The 23,655-nt window shown below is 65.9% G+C and carries 19 protein-coding genes; 10 read left to right on the top strand and 9 right to left on the bottom strand.

Going from position 1 to position 23,655, the window contains the following annotated elements; genetic code table 11:
• Positions 1–74 precede the first annotated feature (74 nt).
• The 6 genes from AC0I8G_RS23190 to AC0I8G_RS23165 form a co-directional block, all read right to left on the bottom strand.
• A complete protein-coding gene (locus tag AC0I8G_RS23190; protein ID WP_471732060.1) occupies positions 75–497 on the bottom strand; it encodes a helix-turn-helix domain-containing protein in 423 nt (140 codons plus the stop codon).
• Positions 498–608: 111 nt separating this feature from the next.
• Complete coding sequence (locus AC0I8G_RS23185; protein ID WP_471732059.1) at positions 609–4,016, bottom strand: DUF5695 domain-containing protein; 3,408 nt, start codon at positions 4,014–4,016, stop codon at positions 609–611.
• A gap of 44 nt (positions 4,017–4,060) precedes the next feature.
• The gene (locus tag AC0I8G_RS23180; RefSeq protein ID WP_471732058.1) at positions 4,061–6,022 is read right to left on the bottom strand and encodes a glycoside hydrolase family 127 protein; all 1,962 of its coding nucleotides are present in this window, start codon (positions 6,020–6,022) and stop codon (positions 4,061–4,063) included.
• Between the two features lie 64 nt (positions 6,023–6,086).
• Entirely contained in the window at positions 6,087–6,884 is a 798-nt protein-coding gene (locus AC0I8G_RS23175; RefSeq protein ID WP_471732075.1) for a carbohydrate ABC transporter permease, read from the bottom strand.
• A 110-nt stretch (positions 6,885–6,994) separates the two neighbouring features.
• Complete coding sequence (locus AC0I8G_RS23170) at positions 6,995–7,930, bottom strand: carbohydrate ABC transporter permease (protein WP_471732057.1); 936 nt, start codon at positions 7,928–7,930, stop codon at positions 6,995–6,997.
• Positions 7,931–8,046: 116 nt separating this feature from the next.
• Positions 8,047–9,366: an ABC transporter substrate-binding protein gene (locus tag AC0I8G_RS23165; RefSeq protein WP_471732056.1), complete on the bottom strand. Its 1,320-nt coding sequence runs from the start codon at positions 9,364–9,366 to the stop codon at positions 8,047–8,049.
• Positions 9,367–9,666: 300 nt separating this feature from the next.
• On the opposite strand from AC0I8G_RS23165, the gene AC0I8G_RS23160 reads away from it, so the two are divergent.
• From AC0I8G_RS23160 to AC0I8G_RS23150, 3 genes are all read left to right on the top strand, one after another.
• Positions 9,667–10,692: a LacI family DNA-binding transcriptional regulator gene (locus AC0I8G_RS23160; protein ID WP_471732055.1), complete on the top strand. Its 1,026-nt coding sequence runs from the start codon at positions 9,667–9,669 to the stop codon at positions 10,690–10,692.
• A gap of 236 nt (positions 10,693–10,928) precedes the next feature.
• Positions 10,929–11,138: a hypothetical protein gene (locus tag AC0I8G_RS23155; protein WP_471732054.1), complete on the top strand. Its 210-nt coding sequence runs from the start codon at positions 10,929–10,931 to the stop codon at positions 11,136–11,138.
• 69 nt (positions 11,139–11,207) lie between these two features.
• Positions 11,208–12,644 carry a LacI family DNA-binding transcriptional regulator gene (locus tag AC0I8G_RS23150; protein ID WP_471732053.1) on the top strand — a complete coding sequence of 479 codons (1,437 nt, stop codon included), beginning with the start codon at positions 11,208–11,210 and terminating at the stop codon, positions 12,642–12,644.
• Positions 12,645–12,745: 101 nt separating this feature from the next.
• On the opposite strand, the gene AC0I8G_RS23145 is transcribed toward AC0I8G_RS23150, so the two are convergent.
• Positions 12,746–13,588 (bottom strand): NmrA family NAD(P)-binding protein, encoded by an 843-nt coding sequence (locus tag AC0I8G_RS23145; protein WP_471732052.1) that lies wholly within the window; start codon positions 13,586–13,588, stop codon positions 12,746–12,748.
• A gap of 64 nt (positions 13,589–13,652) precedes the next feature.
• Here AC0I8G_RS23145 and AC0I8G_RS23140 point away from each other — a divergent pair, with 64 nt between their 5' ends.
• From AC0I8G_RS23140 to AC0I8G_RS23120, 5 genes are all read left to right on the top strand, one after another.
• On the top strand, positions 13,653–14,084 hold the full coding sequence (locus tag AC0I8G_RS23140) for a winged helix-turn-helix transcriptional regulator (protein WP_471732051.1): 432 nt from the start codon (positions 13,653–13,655) through the stop codon (positions 14,082–14,084).
• A gap of 1,096 nt (positions 14,085–15,180) precedes the next feature.
• Positions 15,181–16,740 (top strand): methyl-accepting chemotaxis protein, encoded by a 1,560-nt coding sequence (locus AC0I8G_RS23135; RefSeq protein ID WP_471732050.1) that lies wholly within the window; start codon positions 15,181–15,183, stop codon positions 16,738–16,740.
• 76 nt (positions 16,741–16,816) lie between these two features.
• Positions 16,817–17,092 carry a hypothetical protein gene (locus tag AC0I8G_RS23130; protein WP_471732049.1) on the top strand — a complete coding sequence of 92 codons (276 nt, stop codon included), beginning with the start codon at positions 16,817–16,819 and terminating at the stop codon, positions 17,090–17,092.
• 641 nt (positions 17,093–17,733) lie between these two features.
• The gene (locus tag AC0I8G_RS23125; RefSeq protein ID WP_471732048.1) at positions 17,734–19,425 is read left to right on the top strand and encodes a diguanylate cyclase domain-containing protein; all 1,692 of its coding nucleotides are present in this window, start codon (positions 17,734–17,736) and stop codon (positions 19,423–19,425) included.
• A 368-nt stretch (positions 19,426–19,793) separates the two neighbouring features.
• Complete coding sequence (locus AC0I8G_RS23120; protein WP_471732047.1) at positions 19,794–20,321, top strand: transposase family protein; 528 nt, start codon at positions 19,794–19,796, stop codon at positions 20,319–20,321.
• Positions 20,322–20,410: 89 nt separating this feature from the next.
• On the opposite strand, the gene AC0I8G_RS23115 is transcribed toward AC0I8G_RS23120, so the two are convergent.
• Entirely contained in the window at positions 20,411–20,605 is a 195-nt protein-coding gene (locus AC0I8G_RS23115) for a hypothetical protein (RefSeq protein WP_471732046.1), read from the bottom strand.
• Positions 20,606–21,696: 1,091 nt separating this feature from the next.
• On the opposite strand from AC0I8G_RS23115, the gene AC0I8G_RS23110 reads away from it, so the two are divergent.
• Both AC0I8G_RS23110 and AC0I8G_RS23105 read left to right on the top strand, forming a co-directional pair.
• Complete coding sequence (locus AC0I8G_RS23110) at positions 21,697–22,038, top strand: hypothetical protein (protein ID WP_471732045.1); 342 nt, start codon at positions 21,697–21,699, stop codon at positions 22,036–22,038.
• Positions 22,039–22,269: 231 nt separating this feature from the next.
• Positions 22,270–22,620: a histone-like nucleoid-structuring protein Lsr2 gene (locus AC0I8G_RS23105; protein ID WP_471732044.1), complete on the top strand. Its 351-nt coding sequence runs from the start codon at positions 22,270–22,272 to the stop codon at positions 22,618–22,620.
• Positions 22,621–22,946: 326 nt separating this feature from the next.
• On the opposite strand, the gene AC0I8G_RS23100 is transcribed toward AC0I8G_RS23105, so the two are convergent.
• Entirely contained in the window at positions 22,947–23,294 is a 348-nt protein-coding gene (locus AC0I8G_RS23100; RefSeq protein WP_471732043.1) for a hypothetical protein, read from the bottom strand.
• Positions 23,295–23,655: the final 361 nt, after the last annotated feature.

Genomic DNA, 23,655 nt, shown 5'->3' with positions numbered 1-23,655 from the left:
ACGGCTCGCGCCAGCCGTCGGTAAGTGAGGCGCGATCGATTGTGGCCCGCCAGCCGCCGATCGATCACCATCGACTAGGTCATCGGCTCATCCGAGCCCACCCCTGTCGCCTCCCCCGCGGATGCCTGGGGCTCACACAGAAGCCATTGACGCACAGCCTCGCGGGTGCTGCGAACCCCGAATTTCCTACGCACCGAGAGCAGGTGCTGGTTCGTCGTATTCAGACTCACCCCCAGAGCCATCGACGTCTCCGTAGCGGATAGACCTTTGCTGATGTGGCTCAGCACCTCCGTCTCCCGCACCGACAGCGCCGTCGCGGGGGAGGTCGACTGTGACGGGTAGGACGCGCTAGCGCTCCCGAGTAGGCGCACGAACTCTTCGAAGGGCAGGCAGACGACCGACCCGCCGGGAGTCGTCAGCAGCACAACCCCCTCATCGCTCACGCGCTGGACCAGCTCGGCAATTCCGGCAGGCTCGCCAGCAACGGTGGGCACCATGGATCTCCTTCGGCACTGCTGTTCGATGAGTCAGTTCGTGAGCACCCCGGACTGGATACTTTCGAGCGTGCCGCCGGCAGCAGTGATTGCTACCGACGGCACGCACTGACGTCAGGAAGAGTGGACCGTCCACTCAGAGACAGCAACAGCGGAGTAGGAACTATTGGGACCGGGACCGGGACTGGCACTGACGACGACGCGCAGTGCTGTCGTCAACACCGGGGCGAACGTGACCGCACTCCTCAAACCCGCCGCGTTGATCGGGTAAGACCCACCAGAAGGGAGTGCGACGGGTCGCCAAGAGCCAGCTGCATCACGGTACTCAAGTCGCCAGGCGGCAGGTAGGGCTACACCATCACCCGTTTCCTTGGGCCGGTCGCTCCAGAAGGTCAGCGAGGAGGCGGAGATCGTAACCGGCTGCGTCCACGTCAACGTGGCCGTATCGGATGCCGGCCTACCGCTCGGGCGATAGGTACCCCAGAGCACCCCCTGATCGGTAGCGCCGGCGGCGGCAACGATCCCGTCATTGAGGGCAGCCACACGGTTCCAGGCCGCGGTGTAAGTAGCCGACGCCGCGGCGTTTCGACCCACTTCGCGTCCGGTGGGAGCTGCTCCACTACGGGCAATCCCGACCACCGTACCCGCCGCCGTGCTACCCAGGGCGACCACGCTGCCCGGGGTAAGCGCTGCGCTTCGGCCGTCGCTGACCAGCTGGGCCGTTGCGACTGCGCCACCAAGGGACACGTCGTAAACGCCCGCCGCCAGATTGCCGAAAGTAATCCGCGGTGAACTCGTTCCACCCCGAGGCCCCTGCACGGTCAGGATGACGCGGTCACCGGATAGCGAGACTCGCGCGAGGCTGTACTTGGCCCGTTGCAACCCGACGGTCAACCCACCAGCGGGGTGGACGATCAGCCTCTGCCGTACACCGTCGCGGGGCGTGACGGTGTACTGCCCATCGCTCAATGCGACGTCTCCGCCGTAGGCGTAGGTACCAATAACGCGATCCTCAACGATTGTCGTCGAGGCGGTACGCACGCCCCCCCAGAATCCGAGGTCTGCCTCACCAGACCATGCCCACCATCCGTCCATGACGGTCATGTACTCGAAGTTCTGGTTACCCCCTCCCTTCTCGCTCTGGTACTGCCAGGAGGCGGCTCCGTAGTTGGCTGCGGCAGTGCTGATCGGCCCGGAGTTCACGTTGGCCCAACCGGCAAGGTAGGCGCCATAGGTGGAGCGGACCATGTCGTCGAAGTCAGTATTCGCCGGCGCAGCGTAGGCGGTGAGGTAGTCCTGCTGCTGCCAGGCGCCGATCTGGCTCTCATACCCCAGGTTCCACCAGGACTCGCCCATGTGCCGGTTGTCGGAGCCGTAGAAATACCACAGGGGTTGCAAACCACGGCAGGCCAGGGAGGCTTGCTGCACCTTCCGTACCAGATCGGTGTTGGCAGCCATCTTCGCCAGGGTGTAGTTCGCTTCGAAGCCCGTGGTGTCGATGCTGGCCTCGGAGGCGAAGGGGTACTTCTGTGCGAACAGGCGGCGGGCTTTGGCGTCAAGAAATCCTTGCAGTTTCGTCGCCTCTGTTGCGCGCCCCTCGACGCGTAGTGCGGCCAGAATTTCTGGGTAGGTACTCTCCCCCATCAACCCCAACTCGTTGGCCGCGTCGCCAATGGGAGTGGGGAGAGGAATCTTGGTGTACATCGCTTCCAGGGTTCGGAAGCACATGAGGAGATAGTCCTGGGCGGGTAGTGCTGTGCGCATCTCTGGCCACGCGATGGCGACCTCGTACATGTGGAAGTAGGTGTTGGCGATGTGCGTGTAGTTGTAGGCGCGCCAGACGCTCTGGTCCTGGGGGGTTGCGTCGGGCCCATCGAACCAACGGTAGACCTGATAGGTCCGCTGTCCGTTCTCGGTGCGGGCCTGCAAGTAGCCCGCCAGGAACTTCTGGATGAAGTAGTCAACCGAGCTGACCTGACTCTGCACTGGGTCGTCGACGTTCTTGCGCGCGAGGAAGGCGGCTGGGCCTAGGCCCAGGTCGTCAGATCCCCCAGCCATCCATTCCTTCCATCCCCCGCCGGGATAGTCGTCCCAGGTGATGAGTTTCTGCCGGGACATGTCCCACTGCAGGTAGGCCCCGTTGTAGCCCCGTGTTGTCTTGGCCTGCTGCTTGTCCACCAAGAAGGTGGTTCGAGCAGCGATGACCTTTTCGATGGGTTCGATCGCCCAGTACTGCAGAATCGAGGTCCGGTTACCGGCATAGGTGACGGTGATTCGGTTACTGCCCAGCGTGGGGAGCTTGACCTGGTAGAGCGAGTAGCCGTTTCGGCTACCTTGAGCGGTCACCGTCACGTTCTTGCCGCTCTCCCCTACCACGGCGTTGATGCCGCCCGCCGCCCGAACGGCCAGTGTCACGGTGAGGTCGGTGGGGATGACCATGCCAGGCAGGGAGATGACATCCACGACCCCGGCGCTGAAGAGCACGTCGCGCAGGTCCTGGTAGCTGCCTGCCCAGGCGAAGGTGAAGCCGTACGTCTTGGAAGCTCCGGGGGCCAGGACGATGGAGGTCGCGGGTAGGTAGCTGGCACTGGTGCCGGCCCGAGCGACCTGGACGTTCTTGGAGTGGATGTAGTACTCGACGAGTCCCTCCCAGGCCGGATCATCCTCCCCGAAGGGGCCCTCCCTGTGCCTGGCCTTGTTCTTGAACTCGAGCCTGGTGCCGGCCTGGGGGACCATGGCCAGGTAGGGCGCCTCACCATTGGGACGTTGCCAGTAGATGTAGGAGCCGTCTTGGGCCACGAAAGAATGGCGACTGACGTTCTGCTCGTAGATTGCCGTCTGATCCTTGGACCACCAGGAGTTCATGGGCAGCGGGAATCCGATGTCGAGGAACTCCAGCGGGGCGTTCGTGGTGTTCGTGACGGTGAACGTCCAACTCAGCCGACTACGGTCGGCTCCGGTCAGCACGTACGTCTCGACAAGATCGAAGCCTCTGATACCGAACGGGTTGGCTGCTGTTCCCTGGTACTTCACCGTCACACTGGAGGCGTCGGACGTCACGGAGCGGATGTCATCAGAGAGTCCGGTGACCGCGGGTCTGGCTGCCGCGTCGGCGGGGCCCTTGACGCTGAACACCATGTCGCCCAGCCACCGAGAGTCGTCGACGACGAAATTCGGGCGATTTTGCGGGTTCATCAGATAGTTGGTCTGGTACGTGTCCTTCGGGTCCACCATCCGAAAGACCCCACCGGTCGCCTCATCGACAGCGACGTCGAAGCGGGCGGACTGCAGAGCTCGGGTTGCTGCCGCAGCCCGGGTGGGGGCAAGAAGCGTCGGTCCTAGGGTCGCCGCGGCACTGGCCGCGAGCATGGTCGCCAGAACCGAGCGACGCGACGCGGCCGACCTTTTCTCTGCCGGAGTTTGGGCCGTGCCGGAAGGTTCTGCCTGGTTGTGCCGTGGTGCAGGATTCGTCATTGAATTGCCCTTCTCGTCCTCGATCGGGGGGATCTCCGGTGGGTACACGGACCCACCGGAGTATTCCGCTGCTGCGGATGGCAGCGGAAGAATTAGTCTTCGGAGTCACCGAGCCAAACGCGCATCTCCCCCGGGCCTCGGTTTGCCCAGGTGTAGTATGGGATGAGCACAAGTGCGGTGAGGCAGCGCTGAGGGGGCTCGGTGCGGTACAGCCCGGCGCCGCCGTGAACCACTCGCTGTCCTGCCAGGCGCAGTCCTCGAACACCAGGCAGACCTGGGACGTCAACCGATTCACCCGGCGCCGACCTGCTGACGCGCAAATCGACCAGAGATGCCCCGTTGTCGATTTCTTCGGCGGCATAGACCAGCGGGCCTTGAGTGATGGCCACGTGCTGTGCCTCACTAGTTACCCGCGGGTCGGCCCACACCCGCTGCACCTCGACGTCGAGGTCGAGGACCAGCTCGTCCCCCTCGGCCCATTCACGCGTGATGGAGAGATATCCGTCTGAGCCGACGAGGTCCTCGACTTCGTGAACGCACCCGGGAAGCTCCACCCGGCCACCGGCGGCCCAAGCCGGAACCCGCAGGGACAGGGTGAATTTCCCCCCGGGAGTGTCGCTGACACGCAGTGCGGTGCGTCCTCCCCAAGGTGCGTCGGTACTCACGTGGACGGTGGCGGTGCCCCGGGCGGTCTGTACCGCCACCATGGCGCCGAGCGGCAGATGCACAACCAGCTCGTCCTCACCCTGCGCGAAGGCGTAGGAGGGTAGGGAGGTCAGCAGGCGGGCGATGTTCGGTGGGCAGCACGCTACCTCGAACCACTCATGACGTTGCATCCCGCCACGGCTGGCGAGGGGGTTGTCGTAGAAGAAGTGTTCCCCGTCGGCGGACAACCCCGCCAGGACCGCGTTGTAGAGCGCCCGCTCCATCGCGTCCCCGTAGCGGCGGTCCCGGTCCAGAGTCAGCATCCGCTGGGACCACATGACGAGTCCGATGGCGGCGCAGGTCTCGGCGTAGGCGTCTTCGGCGGGAAGGTCGAAGTCCCGGGTGAAGCCCTCGTTGATCCGCGAGCTGCCCAGTCCGCCCGTGACGTAGGTGCGGGTCGCGGCGAGGTGGTCCCACAACCGCCGACACGCCGCCAGCAGCGTGGCGTCACCGGTGTCGGCGGCCAGGTCGGTCATCGCGCTGTACAGATACATCGCCCGGACCGAATGCCCGACCGCCTCGTGCTGCTCGCGCACGGGGGCGTGGGCCTGCAGGTACTCCCGGGTGCGTCCGGGGTGGTCGACGCCGGCGAAGTGATCGCCGAACCAGCCGGTCGTCCCGCGGCGCTGCGTCTCCTCGTCGAAGAAGTACGGCTCATGTCCCCGTTCCTCCACGAAGTAGCTCGCCAGCCTCAGGTAGCGCTGCTCCCCCGTGGTCCGCGCCAGCTTGACCAGCGCGAGCTCGATCTCTTCGTGCCCGTCGTAGCCGCGCAGTTGACCCGGTCCGGTGCCGAAGGTGGCCTCGATGAGGTCGGCGTAGCGGCGGACGACGTCCAGCAAGGTGGTCTTGCCCGTCGCAGCGTGGTGGGCCACCGCTGCCTCGATGAGGTGCCCGGCGCAGTAGAGCTCGTGAGCGTCGCGTAGGTCGGTGAACCGCTGCGAGGGTGCGACGTTGGTGAAGTAGGTGTTGAGGTACCCGTCCGGCTGCTGCGCACCGGCCAGGAGGTCGATGGCCGAGTCCACCTCCGCGTCCAGCCGGGCGTCGGGCGTCGTGGCCAGGCTGTTGCTGGCCGCTTCGATCCACTTCGCGACGTCACTGTCCCAAAACACGTGCGGCGAAGCGTCCCCGTCCCTCGCCGCCCCGGCCAGCGCCCGCAGGTGACCGACACGATTGAGCTGCTGGCGCTGGAAGGGGATGGTCCGCCGGCGCACCACGTCGATGCGAGGACTCCAAAACCCGTCGTCGACGGTGACATTCATCAGGGGCAAGGCCATCGAGGTAGCCCGGGTCCGTGCAGCGGCGTCCACCGTCGAGGGCACGCTGGGCAGGGACGAAGAGATCGTGGTCATGACTGAGTCCTTGAGTTCATCAGTGGGTCATCGGTGCTGACGACAGATGCTGGGTGGGTACCCCTCACCCTTTGAGCGCTCCGGACATGAAGCCGGCCACGTAGTGGCGTTGGAGCAGGAGGAACAGAAGGACGCAGGGTAGGGCCAAGACGACCACACCGGCCTCGGTCGCGCCGTAGTCGACGACGCCCATCACCTGGCTGCGCAGGTTGGCCACCGCCAGCGGCAGGGTCTGCTTGTCCGTGTCGCTGATGAGGACCAGCGGCGTGATGAAGTCGTTCCACGCTGCGAGGAAGGCGAAGAGCCCCACCGTGATGAGCCCGGGCTTGACCGCAGGTAACAGCACCCTGATCAGCGCGGTGAAGGAGTTACATCCGTCGACGAGGGCCGATTCCAGTAGCTCACGAGGTACCGCCTCGAAGGCGATACGCATCATGAACGTGGCGAAAGGCAGCTGGAACATGGTCATGACCAGCGCAGCCCCAAGAAGACTATTCTGCAGGCCCAACTGGTTCAACAGTACGTACAGCGGGATGAGCAACGTGGCGTAGGGGACCATGAGGATCGCCAGCACCGACAGGAACAAAACGTTCTTGCCGGGGAAATCGAAGACGGCGAACGCGTAGCCGCCCAAGGTGGAGACGACCAGGGTCAGGACGACCGTCAGGACCGAGAGGTAGGTCGAGTTCCACAGGTAGCGCAGGACCCCGGCCTGGTAGTTCGCGAGGGTCTCATAGTTTCCGAAACCCCACCCGACCGCCTGGGCGGTGCCCCCCTGAGGACTGACGGAGGCCCCCGCCGCCCACAGCAGCGGCGCCAGGAAGATCAGCGCGAGGCCCCCGGTGAGCACGTAGCGGGGCATCGTCTGCGACGCCCGACGACGCGAGGAACGCAGCGGTCCCCTCGACGAAGGGATCGCCTCGACGATGGCTGTATCGGAAAGTGGCGGGGTGGCGATGTTCTTGCCCATGCTCAGTTCTCCTTGCCGCGCAGACCGCGGAACTGCAGGACGTTCAGGACGACGAGTGCGGCCAGGACGATGATGGACAGGGCCGCGGCGCGCCCGAGGTCGTTCTGCCCCTGGAACGCCGCGTTGTAGACGAGCTGGACGATGGTGACCGTGCTGTTGTCCGGCCCCCCCTTGGTGAGAATGTAGAACTGGTCGAAGGCCAGCAGCGACCCCGTGACACACAGGATCGTGCACAACGCCAGCGACGAGCGCAGCAGCGGAACGGTGATGAGACGAAAGATCTGCAGAGGTTTCGCGCCGTCCATGCGCGCGGCCTCATAGACCTCCCCGGGAATCCCCTGCAATCCGACGAGGAGCAGCAGCATGTAGAAACCCGCGAAGCGCCAGACGATGAGCACCACAGTCGAGGCCAGCGCTGCGCCAGGCGTTCCGAGGAAGGAGATCGGGCCGACGTCAATGCCGATCAGGGACAACAGTGTGGGTACGGGTGAGGCCTGCGGTGAGTAGAGGGCGTAGAAGAGCAGGGAGGCCGAGGCCAATCCCAGGGCACTGGGAAGCAGGAAGGACGTGCGCAGGACCGCACTCCAGCGACCAGATTCCTGCACCAGCATTGCCAGTCCCAGAGCCAGGGCGAGGAGGATGACGGTGGTGATGGCGGTGTAGAGGAGGGTGAAGCGGACCGCGGGCCAGAACAGTGGCGCGGCGACGGCGTCGGTGAAGTTCTCTGGGGCGTTGAGACCCTGGTTACCGGCGAAGAGACCCCAGTCCGAGACCGACATCTGCAGGACGAGCAGTGCGGGGAGGATGAAGAAGAGACCCACGAAGAAGGCCGTGGGGGCGGCGTACAGCCAGCCCCCCATGGACTGGCCCTTGCGGCGAAGGCGTGATTCTCGGGCCGGCGTGGACGCCGTGGTGGAAGACGGGCTGGTGACGGCCACGTGGTCGCTCTCTCATCAGGTGACGGGTGGGGCAAAGTGATGAACTCCCCTGGCGGTAGACCATCCGAGCCGGGTGGCGCCGTAAGTGCGCGATACCACCCGGTCCGGACTTTCTGTCAGTCGGCCAAGGCGGCCGTGATCGCGTCGTTCTGGGCGTCGAGATCGCCCGGGGTCTCGCCGTAGACCTGGTCTCGCAGCAACGTCACCCACGGACTGCCCGTGGCGTTGAACGCGGTCTGAAAGTTCGGCGCGAACGGGGTCTTGCTGTCCGCTGCCCCCGCGATCTTGTTGATGACGGCCTGACGGGGATCGTTCGCGGTGTACTGGTTCTCCGCGAGATCCGTGCGTGAGGGGGTGGTGCCACCCTTGGCGAGAACACCGACCTGAGCGTCATCGGACATCAGCCAGGACAGGAAGTTCCAGGCCTGGTCGGACTTCTCGGAGTCCTTGGAGATGCCGATCCCGTCACCGCCGACGAAGGTGGACCCGCCCCCGTCGACTCCGGGGATGGGAGCAACTCCGACGTCTACGGTCTTGGCGACGGTGGACAGCAGAGTCGCCGGGTACGGCATGACCCCGACCTGTCCCTCCTGGAACGCACCGGTCCACGTCGCCCCGGTCTCGTCACGGGACCCGGGGGCGATGGCTCCGGCCGCCTGCAGGTCGCGCCAGGTCGCGTAGACCTGCTGGGCGGAGTCACTGTTCAGCAGCGACTTCGTGCCCTCGGCGTTCATCACGTCCTCGCCACTGGCCCAGATCATGGGGAACCAGGTGAAGACGTTGCAGCCGCCGCAGTTGCCACCGAAGTAGGTGCCGTAGGTGTCAGGCTTGCCCAGCTTCTGGACGGCCTCGGCTTGTGTTTTGAACTCCGCCAGTGTGGTCGGGCCCTTCTCCGGGTCCAGCCCCGCCTCGCGGTAGAGGTCCTTGTTCCACATCATCACCGACAGGTCCTCGACGAAGGGCAGCACGTACTCCTTGTCTTCGTAGGTGCCGGCCGCCAGGTGCCCCTTGTTGATGGTCTCGGCTGAGGGCAGGTCGTCGATGTTGGTGGTGATGTCCTTGAAGAGGCCCTGCGAGGTCCAGTTGGGGGCGTAGACGATGTCAGCGGCGAAGAGGTCGGGGAGGCCACCGCTGCCGGCCGCCGCACCCACCTTGGTGACGTAGTCGTCGTTGGGGACGACGGTCAGATCGACCTGGTTCTTGTGAGAGGCGTTGTAGGCGTCGACGAGGGCCTTGGCCTGCAGCTCCAGCGGTGCTCGCGTCCACAGGGTGAGCTTGGCCCCGTCGTCGCTGCCCTCTGGGCTGCTGACCGACGCAGTCTGGTCACCGCTGGCCTCGCCACCGCTACCGCAGGCAGTCAGGCCCAAGACCAAGGTCGCTGCAGCCACTGCAGCGAGGGTGCCTCGCAGCGTTCCGTACCCGGTGGTGATCTTCATGTGCTCCTCCTCGAGCCAGCAGATAGTCGCCCCGGCTCAGAGCCGTGCGAAAAGGCGTTTCGGTGGCCGCGAGGAGCTCAACTGTAGCGTTTGCCCAGTTCAGAGGGGTTTTGGCTACGTCTTTGCTAGCAACGTCGAACCGTTCCGTAATCGCTTTCGAAAGCTAAGTGTTGGCACGGACGACTGTCAAGCGCCTCAGTCGGAACGGGTGAAGGAGCAGATGGGATGCTGTCGTCTCGCCCGGCCCACTGGGGGGCCACGAGAGAGGCAAGAGGAGGACGCGAGCAAGGTGAGGATGGCGTGATCCAGGGACAGCGTGGACGGGCAGCGGTGACCCTGCGCGACGTCGCCCGGCTGGCGGAGGTGTCCACCGCCACCGCCTCGAAGGCGTTGAACGGTCGCCCGGACGTCAACGCGACCACCAGGGCCCGCGTCCTGGAGGCGGCCGAGCGCTTGTCGTTCCTGCCCAACGCAGTAGCCCGCGGACTATCGGCGGGACGGACAGGCACCGTAGGGCTGCTGACGTCGGACCTGGAAGGGCGCTTCTCCCTCCCCATCCTCATGGGCGCTGAGGATGCCTTCGGCGCCGAGCACACCTCGGTCTTCCTCTGCGATGCCCGCGGTGACGCCATCCGGGAGCAGCACCACCTGCGCGCTCTGCTCTCGCGACAGGTCGACGGCCTGATCGTCGTGGGGGCGCGACCGGACTCGCGACCTTCACTCGGCTCCGACCTTCCGGTGCCCGTCGTGTACGCCTACTCCCCCTCGGAGAACCCGGCGGACCTCTCGATCGTCTGCGACAACGTCGCGGGCGGCCGGCTGGCCATCGACCACCTGCTCAGCGCCGGCCGCTCCCGCATCACCCACATCACCGGCGATCCCAGCTACGGGGCATCTCATGATCGGGCCCGGGGTGCCCGGGAACGCCTCGCCGAGGTCGGGCTTCAGCTTCTCGATGACCATGTGTGGTTCGGTTCCTGGTCCGAGAGCTGGGGTCGTGGTGCGACGCGACTCCTGCTGCAGAAAACTCCCAACGTCGATGCCGTCTTCGCCGGTTCAGACCAGATCGCCCGTGGAGTCCTCGACGTGCTGCACGACAACGGTCGCCGAGTCCCCGACGACGTCGCCGTGATCGGGTTTGACAACTGGGAGGCCATCGCCGCTGAGTCGCGCCCAGCCCTCAGCACCGTCGACATGCGGCTGGAAGACCTGGGACGACACGCCGCAATGAGCCTGTCGACCGCCATCGCCGGACGACCGTCGTCGGGAACGATCAGGAACTCATGTCGGATCGTCCCGCGTGGTTCCACCACACCCATCGGCTAGGCATCAAGATCATAGTCTTCCTTGCTCCCCGCGGTCCCATTGCAGCGCAGGGACAAGCAGATTTCAGGCGCCAGGTCGGCCCGAGTATGAGTCACGCCCTAGCCGCCTAATGCGAAGGCTCCACCACCGAAGGTTCGTGCTGTCCCCCAGGGAAGCCAACACGCAATTGCATGCAACGGACAAAGGTTGCATTCTCACACCCGAGTCTCACTGGGGACTGGTCGGTCATCGCATAGATGCAGTCCGTCATCATCACGGCTCCCCGACCTCTCCACATGTTCTCCCTGTCGGCCATCACCCCCCGCCGCGGCGGTGGGAAGACGAGCGGCGAGCGGCGACGAGCGGCGAGCGGCGGCGAGCGGCGACGAGCGGCGAGCGGCGGCGAGCGGCGACGAGCGGCGACGAGCGGCGACGAGCGGCGACGAGGGGTGGCGGGCGAAGCCTGAGCCGGACGGGAAGTTTCCGGCATTTCGGTCGCCGGTCCCATCACTGAAACGGTCCGGTCGGCTTGACGGATGGCGTCGTTCTGTCTACGGTCTCAGCACGAAACGGCTTTCGAATCAGGTGGGGGACCACTTCCACATCCAGTCCTCAGTTCGCCACTCGCTCCACAGACATGCCGACGCGGCGTGGGAGTAGTTCCGTTGCCGCCCCTTGACGTGGGGGGTCTGACCGCCAGTCGCTTCCCCGGGAGCTCTTCGGCTTGTATCCCTCCGCACACGGCGGGAATCCGAACGCTCCCTAGGGAGCGACTCGTACCCCAGTGCAGTGGGTCAGCTCCAATCCGTACGGACTCGACCCTACATCGAGCGGCGGGAGTACAGCCACATCGTCTGTCCTGGAGGTTCTCAGTGTCCGTTGGACCTCGCCCTCCGGCGGCCGCCAACGCCACGAGGACCACTCTTCGTGAGGTTGCCCGACTCACGAACACGTCGATCGCCACGGTTTCGAAAGTTATCAACGCCCGCGCAGGAGTGAGCGCCGCGACTCGCCAGCGTGTCGAAGCCGGACTCGAAGTCTTGGGGTACGTAAGTCTCGGGGCACGCCGCCAGGCCGCTGAACAGCAGGGCGAACCCATCATCGAGATCCTTCTCGATGCCGATGGATTGATTGATCCCTACTGCTCAGCCCTCGTAGGGAAGCTGCTTACCCACGCAAGTAGCTCGGGTATTGGGCTCGTCGTGCGCAGCACGAACACGATGAGCTCTCGACCCCCCGCTGGTTGGGGTGCCGCTCTCGCTCGGGCAGGACGCGCCGGGGTCATCGAGGTTGCCGGCCTCTTCTCCCAAGACCGGCACCAACAGCTCAACCGAGCGGGCCTGCCTCTGGTTCTTCTCGATCCATTTCGTAGATCCAGCATCCCCACCCACACCGTCGCCGGTGGCGACTACGCGGGTTCCTACGCCGCCACAAAGCATCTCCTCAGTCTTGGCCACCGGAGCATCGCGTTCATCGGGAGCTCGGCCGAGAGCGAACGCGAACTCCAACGAGCACGAGGTTGGGTCACAGCGATGCAGGAAGTGCATGCATCCACTCACCTGACCGCTGAACCTCGCGAGACTCACAGTCACGCCTACGGTCTTCGCACGGGACGGCAGTTCCTTCAACGTCCCCACCGGCCTACGGCCGTCCTCACCAGCAGCGACGCGACCGCAGCTGGAGTTCTGCATGCTGCCGCCGAATGCCGGTTGGACGTCCCCGGAGATCTCAGCGTTGTCGGCTTCGACGACACCCTCCATTCATCAGGGAAGTTCTCTACACTGACGACCGTTCGACAACCCTTTGCGGGGATGGCAACGGCCGCCCTCAATACCGTCATCGAGCTGGCGCGGGGACAGCAGATTCCAGCACAAACCATCGAGATGGTCGCGCATCTGGTCATACGAGAATCAACTGCCCCCTCACTCCTGAACCCACACGAAACTGTCAGCACCGAGGAAGAGAGCGCCTAAATTACCCAGGCGGTTCCCTAGAATTGCCAATCAATCCTGTTCTCGTAGAGACGTGGCCCACAAAGTCTCCCTCACGAGCAGCAGGTCAGCGGGCCCCTGGGTCAGGCGTTGACCTCGCGCAGCCACTGCTCCACCGAACGGGGTGATAGGCCGAGTCGCTTCTGAGCGCTTGCCGACTCGTCGATGAGTTCGTGAGGCTGCGTCCGGCGCCATTCGTAGGACGCCACGACGGGCGCGATAGCCTCGGCCCCGAACAGAGGGGTCACCGCGGTCCCGAAGTCCTTGGGTTCCTGGGGCTCGAAGCGAACCTCTTGCCCCAGATAGGCGGCGAACCCGGCGGCCAGGTCGGCTCCCAGCAGACCCGGCAGGGCGCCCACCGCGACGATGCCGGTCACCGAGATGTTCTGGAACAACCGGATAGCGACGTCGGCGACGTCGAGGTGGGAGCTCCAGGAGACGGCGTAGTCCTCCCGCACCGGGTACCGCAGCACGCCCTCCCCCCGCGCGGAGCCGGTCACCGGTGGCAACAGCAGGTTCTCGAGGTAGAGACGGGGAGCGATCACGGCGGTGGAGACTCCGCTGTCGTTCAGGCGGGCTGCGAGGAGGCCAATCGCAGTCTGCTCGGTGCCGTCACGCAGCGGGTAGCCACTGGTGGAGAACACCACCCGCGCCGGACGGGCCTCTTCGACGGCTTCGGCGATCGACACGGCCACCGCCATCTGATGATCGGCACCGCCGATGGGCAGGTGGACGAAGAGGCCTTCGGCGTCCTGGTAGGCCGACGTCAGCGAGGCGACGTCGGAGTAGTCGACGGCGAGCGCGGGGCCGGCGGTGTAGGCGGACGGTACGCGAACCGCGGCGGTGACGTGGTGTCCGGCGTGGGTGAGAGCTGCGGCGACGGGGGCACCTTGAGCGCCGGTCGCACCGTGCACGATGAAGGTCATGACCCCATTAGTGCATGGGGAGCACCAGTTACTTCAAGTGCACCATTGGGATACCCTCACCCGCATGGCCCTCCCCGATCCCCGAGACACCCCCTGGCCAGAGTGCGGGATCGCCCGCTTCCTCAAGCTCCTCGACGGGCCGTGGGCGACGCTGGTGGTCCGCGAACTCCTGCCCGGGCCGATGCGGTTCACCGAACTGCGCCGCGCCTTGCCGGGGGTCAGCGCCCACACGCTCACCAACCGGCTGCGCCAGTTCGAGGCCTATGGCATCGTCACCCGGACCGTCTATGCCGAGGTCCCGCCCCGGGTGGAGTACCAACTCACTGATATCGGCCTGCGCCTGCGGAGCGTGCTGGAGGCCATGGACGAGTGGGCCAGTTCGGTACCAAGGGTGGAGGGCGAGGGCACAGTGCCCCTCTCCGCCTCCTGCCAGACCCCGCGACTGGCACAGGACATCGCAGGAGTCCGCCAGCGTGGTGCAAGACCTTCCCAGTGACGAGCGCGCCTGACTCGGGGCCTTTGACGTCTTGCTTACAGCTGCGGACGGCCTTCCAGCGAGGACCATGATCCTCACAAGTCTGGAATCAACCAGAGCGGAAACAGACCCCTTCGCCTCCGTCGAACAACGTCGCCGGCGTTTTTGGCCTCCCCGGCGCAGCCCGCCGGCGGAACCCACCGGCGGAACCCACCGGCACCGGATGGATCCGATGACCCGGCACGCAGCTACCGGTGCTGCTCCACAGTGGAAATCGGACCCACAGCTAGATCCCCCGGCAGCCGCTGGAGCCAGCTGACGGGAACCTGTTGCCATCGGACCCTCGAGGCATGACCCCACCCGGTATCGCAGGGGCGGAAATAGTTCTCGCGTCGATCTGCACGATCCCCCGTGCTGAACTACCCGCGCCGTCGCGGGCGTCGCTGATCGGTGTGGCGTGGGTCCTGGCCGGGGCAGTAGCCTGGACCGAAACCATCCCCGGTGACTTCGCCGCCGCCGTCTTGGCCGGCGAGGCGGGCGTGGGTGCGCGGGTCTGGCAGAAACGCGCGACCTGGCTGCGTCGGTACGACTTCCTGCTCCACGGCCGCCGCGGCCATCGGATGGCTGGCAGCTCACCACCCCGCCGGCAAATACCTGAACAGGGGCGACTCCAGTCATCAGTCTGACCAGTGAGCGTGAGATATTCTGCGTCCAGTCTCGGTGGGTGCCCTCCTTGTCGTCGCGCCCGGTATGGCGTTGACGGGGCTCGCGACCAGCAGCGTGTGATCAGGTCTCGCCCCATCAACTGATGATGCAGAACGTCGCGCTGATCTCCCTCAGCAGCTGCTCCACCGTGCGGTCAGGTCCTCAGGCTGCGACCTCCAGTGGACGTCGACGGGAACCGAAGGTGGCGACGTCAAGGTGGCAACAGACGATGTGATCGTCTTCGATAGGTCGTACAACCGCTGCCGACCTCAAACGCTGGTGACGGCTGATCCACGCCCGTACTTCAGATTTCTCAGCGGGGCACCGATAGTAGAACGACGAAGGTCCAGCCGGGGGCCTTATGCAAGCTTGACAACTGGGTGTGCTGATGTCTCGAATGCGTGATCTTCGGGTGGCCCGCAAGCTGGGCGTCGGCTTCGGGCTGGTCAGTCTGCTGCTCGGGATCGTCCTGGCTCTGGGCATGGTCAGCCTGCAGTCTTCCCTGGCCTCGCTGAAGGACCTCAGCTCCTCCAGCCTGGCTTCGGTCCAGACGATGGGGAGGGTCAAGGCAGCTTTCCTGCAGGTTCGTCTGGACACGTCCAACGTCGCGTTGTCTGTCGACGCGGCCGGGGTCGCGGCGGCGGAGCAGAAGTTGAGCGCCGACGACACCGTTCTCGATCAGACCTACGCCGCCTACTTGACCGTCGGTCCGGCCAGCACCGCCGCTCAGCAGGGCACCTACACCGACCAGGTGGCGCAGTACCGCCAGCTACGCACCCAGCAGCTCACCTACGCCGAAAGAGGCGACGTACCCGGCTACCTGGCGTTTCGAGACGCCAACGTCACCCCCGTGGTCAAGACCCTCGAAGCCGCCGTCGACGCACTCTCGAGAGCCGAAGATCAGAACGCGCAGGAAAAGACGAAAATCTCCGAAGCAGCAGCGCACCGGGCGATGCTCATTCTTGCCCTGGTGGGCGGGCTGGCCCTTGCTTTCGCCGTAGTCGCGGCTGTGCTGATCGCCCGCTCCATCGTGCGCCCCCTCGCCCAGACCGTCGTGGTGGTCCAGGGACTGGCCGAAGGCCGCTTGGACCAGCGGGTGGCCTACGTCTCTGCCGACGAGGTAGGGCAGGTGGCGGCCGCGGTGAACGCGTCGATGGAACGCCTGGCCGAGGCGATGACTCAGATCACCGGCAACGCCACCACACTGGCCGCCTCCAGCGAAGAGTTGACCGCCGTCGCCGCGCAGTTGTCGTCAGGAGCTGAGGAGTCGGCATCGCAGTCGCAGGTCGTCTCCACCGCGACCGAGCAGATCAGCGCCAACATCGGCACCGTCGCCGCGGCTGGAGAGGAGATGACCTCCGCTATCCGCGAAATCGCCACTTCCACCGCGCAGGCCTCCCAAACCGCCTCCACCGCGGTCGCCGCAGCACAGGACGCCGGCGCCACCATCGACCGCTTAGGTGCTTCCAGCCGGGAGATCGGTGATGTCGTCAAGCTCATCACCTCCATCGCCGAGCAGACGAACCTCCTGGCATTGAACGCCACCATCGAGGCCGCCCGCGCCGGCGATGCCGGTAAGGGCTTCGCCGTGGTAGCCGGAGAGGTGAAGGAACTGGCTCAGCAGACAGCTCGGGCAACAGAGGAGATCGTCGCGAAGGTCAACGCCACCCAGGCTGACGCGCATGCAGCGACCGCGGTCATCGCCACCATCGCCGAGGTCATCGCCCAAATCGACGGACTGCAGGCCACGATCGCGGCGGCGGTGGAGGAGCAGTCGGCGACCACCTCGGAGATGGTCCGCAACGTCACCGAAGTCTCCACCGGCAGCCAGGAGATCGCGCTGAACATCTCCGGCATCTCCGCCGCGGCTCAAGAGACCACCGCCAGCGCGATCCACACCGCCACGACCGCAGCAGAGGTGTCGGCGACGGCGGCGGAGTTGAACACTCTCGTCGGCCGATTCCGCCTTTAGGGTTCCGCCCTGACCTCTTAGGTCCCTGTTCCAATGGGCCACTTCATCGAGCAGGCGAAGAGATGGGGAGGCTGCGATGTCCACAGATGCACAGAAGTACCTGCGCGACGCTTTGCTCAACATCGCGATGCGTCATGCCGTCCTGGCCGAGCAGGTCGGCCAACGATTCGCCGTGGCTTGTAGAAACGGAACGAAGCCGACGACGGCCGATCGAGGCTTCATGGAGCATTGGCTGCAGGTGCTCACGGCCTTGGCTGAGGTGGTCTGCGATCAACCCCAGGCTGATCTGAAGGCGCTAGCTGCGCGACTGGATGAGCTCGCCAGCATCGTACGACTGCACCTGAAGGACTGAGTCTCCAACCGCGCGAGGTCTCCATCTCGGCTCTTCGTGATCTCCCTGTTCAGGACTGTGCACCTGCGGGGATATTGCCGTTCGAAGTCGGTCGGGCTGACCCGTAAGAGGGCCGCCTACCACGTGTCCAGCTCAGCAGCGCGGTTGTGGTGCTGCACCAATCTCATTGATAGGCACCCGGAAGTATCAGTTCTGCTGCACGATTTGGGTCCACCACAGTGGTGTACGACACGGTCACTCCGTGTAGCGCGACCCTGCGTGCAGGGAAGCCCACCCGAGTGGGTGATGCACACAACGTCAGCATCGCCCACGACCGCCTCACGCGCCCACAGCATCAGGGTGAGTCTCCTTTCATTGGTGAAGTCAGGATGCGCAGCGTCCGACACTTCCTGAGGACGATGCGGTCGAAGTCTTCTTCGACATACAGCCATCGGCCCGATCCACGCCGGCCCGCTCGGAAATTGCTGGGTTTGCTGCAGATCGTGGGCAGCTTCATCACATTCACAAGAGGAGATGAGATGCGCCGGGGTAGCCCTGCCACCGGGCGGTTCAGCACCCACTCCACGTTGGGACCCAACGCGACAGCGGGGTCACGTGACGGTCAAGAAATCCGACGCGGATACAGCGGCGCCTTCCTGGTCGTGCTGGTCATCGTCATTGCCGTCCTCGCCGCGACAGCGGAACTGGCTTGGCCGTCCGGCAGCAGGATCGGCTGGTTGGTGCTCGTGCCGGCTCTTCTTCTCCTGTTGAGAGCGCACACCCGGCGCAGCGCCCTCGCTCCTGGTCCTTGGCGGTGGCTGGGTATCAGCGTCGCTCTGCTGGTGCTCAGTGCACCGGTGCACTCACCGTGGCCCCTGGTCAGCCACTCGCGGTTGTCCGCCGTCTTCGGCGGGACAGGCCCGGTAAATGGACTCGATGTCCTGGGCGCGGGCAATTCCCACCTCACCGCCCTCTTGATCATCGGCGTCCTGATCGCCCTGGCCACCTACCCGCTGGCGTTCCGGGCGAGCCTGCGTCTGCTGCACTACCGGCGCAGTGCAGTGACACCTCACCTGGAGTCGTGGTTTGACGGGCTCGCCAGCCTGCTGGCTTTGGGAGCCATCGCTGGGGCTTTGGTGATTCCCGCCCTTGTGGCGCGAGGCTTCACCGAGGGGCAGGCGTGGTGCCTGACCGTGCGTCCAGCGTTGGTCCTGGTCCTGAGCGCTTTCGCCGTCGCCAACTGCCAGCTGGTGGGATGGCGCACTGATCGTCGACTCGTCAAGGTTGTTGCCGTTTTCGTCCTTCTCCTCGTGGGGGAGTCGCTCGACCTCGCGCTCCTGCTCGGCTCGACGAGTCCTGGTGACACTTCAGGACTCCCCGCGCCAACGTTGGCGGCGCTGGCCGCGCTGGCCACGGCTTCGCGAGCTGCGGCGATGGTGCTGCTGGTCGCCGCCAGTTGGCGTCCAGCACCACCACCCACTGCCACGGTGGAGTTGGGCTGGGCCGTGCTGAGCGGACCCATCAGCGTCTTCACCCTCAGCATGATCGCCGGCTTCTTCCGAACAGGACAGCAAGCCACGTCGCTGCTGACGTTTTCCCTGACCGCCGGGGCGCTGGCCCTGATCGCCTGCAAACTGATCGTGCTCGTGCGAACCCTCATCGCACTCTTGGACAGCCGTCGTTTGTCGTTGAGCGACGAGCTGACTGGATTACCTAACCGTCGCGCCTTCTTCGAACAGCTCACGGGCCTAGACCGCGACTGTTCGACAGTGGTGATGCTGCTGGACGTCAACGGCTTCAAAGGGGTGAACGACGGCTGGGGGCATCACGTCGGGGACCTTCTCCTGCGTGATACCGCCGACCGCCTCACTCGTGTCGTGGCCCACCACGGGCACGTGGCGCGCTTGGGTGGCGACGAATTCGTCGTGCTCCTCGCCAACAGTGACCCCGAAGGCGCGGCTGTCCTGGCGGCAGCCATCGTGAGCGAACTGGGACCGCGCCAGGTCGCGGGGCACGACCTGCCCGTCTCGGTGAGCATCGGTGTGGCGGTCCACCCCGGGAACTTCAGTCCAACGACTCCCCCACGCAGTTCCCAGAGTGCACGATCTGAGCAGCGAGGACCCTATACACCCCATGTCACGAACGGAGGTCCAGACAGTTCCGCCTCCGTGTCGGCACCTCTCAACAGCACGATCCGCCGCGGTGCCCGCAACGCTGGCGTCGGCTCCGAGGCGGCTCGGGCGCGACGACGCGGTGAAGAACTCTTGCAGGCTGCCGACACGGCGATGTATCAGGCCAAGGCCGACGGAGGGGGGTTTCTCCTCACTTACGACTGCCTGGGGGATAGTTGCTGAGCTTTCTCAGTACCGGCCTGACGATCACAGTTGGTGACGACGGCCGCGCTTCCGCGAAGGCTGAGGTGGCGGGTGAGAGTGGAACTTCGACAAACGGAGGGCTTCCAACGGCAACATCCACCACCGGAGCTCCACCGTGTCTGATGCTGTCATCTACACCCACCGTGCTGCCTACTTCCTGAGCCACCGTCCAGCACATCGCCGCCCTCCTGCTGCGCCGCCGTCTGCAGGTAGGGACCCGCGCCGGGCGGCGGGTGCTGGGCGTTTTCGCTCACGCGGTACTGATCTGACGGTTCCTGATCGACGCCACCCGAATGAGGCACCTGGCCCGCGACAACGGCACGGGCATCTCCGCCGCCTACCGCTAGGTGCACGAGGCCCTGGACGTCCTGGCCGCCCGAGCACCCCGGCTGCGTCGGGCTCTGTTGGCCGCTCACTGCGCCGGCCACACTCACTTCAACCTCGACGGCGCACTGATCTCCGCTAACCGTGTTGCGGTGCAGGGACCGACGATCAGGAAAGGCCCGCGACACAATCGGCGGGTGGATTTCTGGTGGTCGGGCAAGCATCGCCGCCACGGCGGCAACGTCCAGGTCGTCACCGCTCCTGACGGCTGGCCCATCTGGGTTTCACCGGTGCGCCCAGGACGCGAACACGACACCACCAGTGCCCGCATCCACACCGACCTGCTGCCCGCGCTGATCAGGTTCGGTGACGCCGGGCAGACGGTGCTGGCCGACCTCGGCTACGAAGGCGGACGAGCCCGTCTAACCTGCCCGCACAAGGTTCCCAGCGATCGTGGCCTGAGCGTCGATGAGCGTAGTTTCAACCGCGTTCACGCCTACGTACGCGCCCGTGCTGGTCCTCGCGTCGCCGCTGTCCCGCCGTCCTGCTGACTCTGCGAGCAGGGCCTCAGAAGGACGACTTGACGCCACCCCAGACCTGCCCGGTAAGGGAACGCGTACAACAGCTGGCCAGTCGGCGGTCAGGGAGTGACCGGGGCGGACACCTGCTCGAGATCGCTGAGAGTCATCCCCCGCGCCTCGACGCCGCGCGCCCACCAGATCACCCCCGCCAGCGAACCGATCAGCCAGAACGCGGCGAGCAGCACGAACATCGACGTCACGGAGAAGGCCACTGCGACCTCGGCCAGCAGCACCTGCCCCAGCACGGCGCCCATGCGCCCCACCCCCACCGAGGTACCGACCCCGGTGGCACGCAGGTGGGCTGGAGGTGGAGCTGGCCGATCAGGGAGGGCAGGTGATGGTGGCGACCGGCCGGGTCTGTGATCGATACCTCGATCGATGAGCGTGATCGATGATCTGATCACTTGCGAGGGGACTTCGTCAGCGACGACACTTTCTATCCCCTCGAACCGGAACCGCGAGCTCAGGCATTGGCGCCCCTACAGCCCGTGCTCTCAACGCCGCGGTGTGGCAGGCTCAGTCCACAGCAAAGGCGACAGCTCGCGAACCCGCCGGGTTCAACCCGGACTGGGAGACGCAGCTGGTACCGGGAGCAGGCAGGAGTCACGACGTGCCCCGCATCACCATTCGCGGTAGCCGCATCGATGCACGACGCGCCACCACCGTTGGGCTGACTTCCTTCGCCACCCTCACCCTCGTCCCGCTGCTCGCTCACGCCAAGCCCAGTGAACGCGTCGCCCTGCTGCTGGCTGCGGTCCCTGCCGCCGCGTTGTTCGGCTACCTCGCCGGCTACGCCGCAGGATCGGCCACTCCTCTCGAGGCGACTGCGCTACAGACTGCCCAAGTCACAGACCGCCAGCTGAGTGTTGCTCAGCTCCAGGCTGCCCAACTTCAAGCTGCTCAGCCGTCTGCACCGGTCATCAGCATCGTCAGCGAACCTGTCCCAGTACACGGGACCGGCTCGCCCACCGGCAGCGGCCACCTCGCCGCCCTCGCCCGACCCCCCGCACACCAGCAGCAGGAGCTGGGTCTGGTACCTACTCCCCACCGGAGAGCCTTCACCACCGGACCTGACACCGAGGCTGCTCCCAGCGGGCTCCGCGGCAGTAGTCCGCACCTCACGCTAATCGTCACCCATTACCCCACCAGCTGACACTTCAGCTCAAGGCCAGTCCGGGATACCTGAGCTCGCTCGATCACTGACCGCAGTGGGCGCATCACCAGCCCGCCTCAGCGAAGACGCCACGTCCGGCAGGGCACCCAGGCCCCGCAAGCGCGACTCACGCCACTCGTGCACCCCCACCTCGCCCCACCCCTTGGACTTCCCCGCACCGGAGGACCCGCCATGACCCAGGCCAACCACCAGCCCGCGAGCGCCAACAGCACCCGGACCGGTGTAGGTACCGGCGGCCGCAGCAACACCGGCTACGACACAGACCTCAACGTCGAACACCCCGCCACCCGCGCCGCCCGAACCCGCCAAACCAACGCCCACCGCGCCACCTACGCCGCCGAAGCCCTCCACCGCCACGGCCAGATCAGCCACAGCGACGCCGACGACATGCAGCAAGCCCTCGTGGAGCTCCTCACCGACCTGTACCACCTCTGCGACGCTTGCGACCTCGACCTTGCTCCCCTGTTCGAAGCCGCTGGCCTCATCCACGTCCGCGAGACCCAAGCAGCCTGACCAGACCCATCACTTTGCGGCGGCACCCGGTACCCGGCACTACGACGGGTCTGGCCCCTCCTTCGGTCAACTCGCTGATGTTCACACCGCCGTGGGTAACCCAGGGGTGGGGCACGTCATGGACGTCAACCAAAGCTGGGGCAGACCCGTCGGATCGCGTAGGACGTCATCGACCGGTGGAACGCCACGCAGGGCAGCTGAGCGCTGCCTCACCCATGGGACGATGACGCCATGGCACAAAAGCACGTTGTTGAGCTGACAGACGACCTCGACGGCTCCGCCGCGACCGAGACGATTACCTTCTCGATCGACGGTGCGACCTACGAGATCGACCTCAACGACGAAAACGCCACGCGCTTTCGCAACAGCCTGGATGCCTTCGTCGACAACGCCCGCACGATCAACGGGTCCCGACGTCCGGCCGCGAAGCGGGCAGCCGCCAAGACTGCCGACAAGACTGTCAGCGCCTCCACAGACGCCCACGAGGCGCGCTCCTGGCTGCGCGAGCACGGACATGAGGTCTCCGACCGGGGCCGTATCAAGAACGACCTGATCGCCCTGTTCCAAGAGGCCAGCGGCTGAAACTAGCCCCACCCTTGACCTACGAGGCCCGCCGGATCCCCTTCCTGGCGGGCCTCGCTGCGTCTACTCCAACCGGAGCGCGCAGGAACTTGGCGCGGCGGGGCAGACCCGCCAGCAGGTCATGGGCTGCGGTGCGCACCGAGACACCCCAACACGGCCTGGATACGGCCTGGACACGGCCAGGATCTTGCGAAGCTACCCAGAACGAGGCCTGTCGGGCTCAGCGTCGAAAGTGTCGTTCCTTTGTCCCCGCCTCGCCGACCGACTGACCCCCGCCACCGTCTGACCTCTGCGGTCAGCACGCTTATGCAGCGCGACGCAGTAGTTCACCCGCCAAAAGATGCCGCGTACGTCGCGTCCACGCTCGGCGGCAGCTGACCACTGACGCGCGGCAGGACGTTGCCGCGCACGTGGTGATACTCACTGCCCAGCAGCATGTTGCCCTTCTGCACGGTAGCGATGTAGTCCGCGCGGGCTTGCGCATCAACCGGGGTGGGCCACACCTCCAGGACCGCCCCGAGGTCAATCCCCCCGGAGCCGGCAGGGTCGCTGGCGCGGGAGTCGGTGAGGCTGGCCGCGCCGGTGTAGCCGTTGGGCCGACCCAGCAGGGCGTTGGGGTCGGTGGTCTCGACGTAGATGAGGGCGTCGGTGATCTCGGGGACGCCGGCGCGCACCTGCTGGACGAGATCGGGCAGTCGATCCGCAGCGACGACGTCGCCGCCGACACTGGCTGCGCTGCTACCGCCGCTGGAGACCGTCGCTGAGGGGTCGGCTGACCCGGTCGCTGCACTCGTCGAGACGGTCGGTGCAGGTCCCGCCGACGAGGTCGAGCTCGCCCCCGGCCCGTCGCTGGCTCCACCGCTGCAGCCAGCGAGCGCCGTCATCACCGCGATAGCGCCGGCCCGCATGCAGGAGGGTCGATGCGTGCTTCACGCGCGCAGCATGCCCGCTCCGTCGTCCCGCTCCGTCGTCCCGCTCCGTCGTCCCGCTCCGTCGTCCCGCTCCGTCGTCCCGCTCCGTCGTCCCGCTCCGTCG

The organism is Kineococcus sp. AC630 (assembly GCF_979255925.1).
Note: the sequence above shows the minus strand (reverse complement) of the source record. Positions and strands in the feature narration are given on the sequence as shown.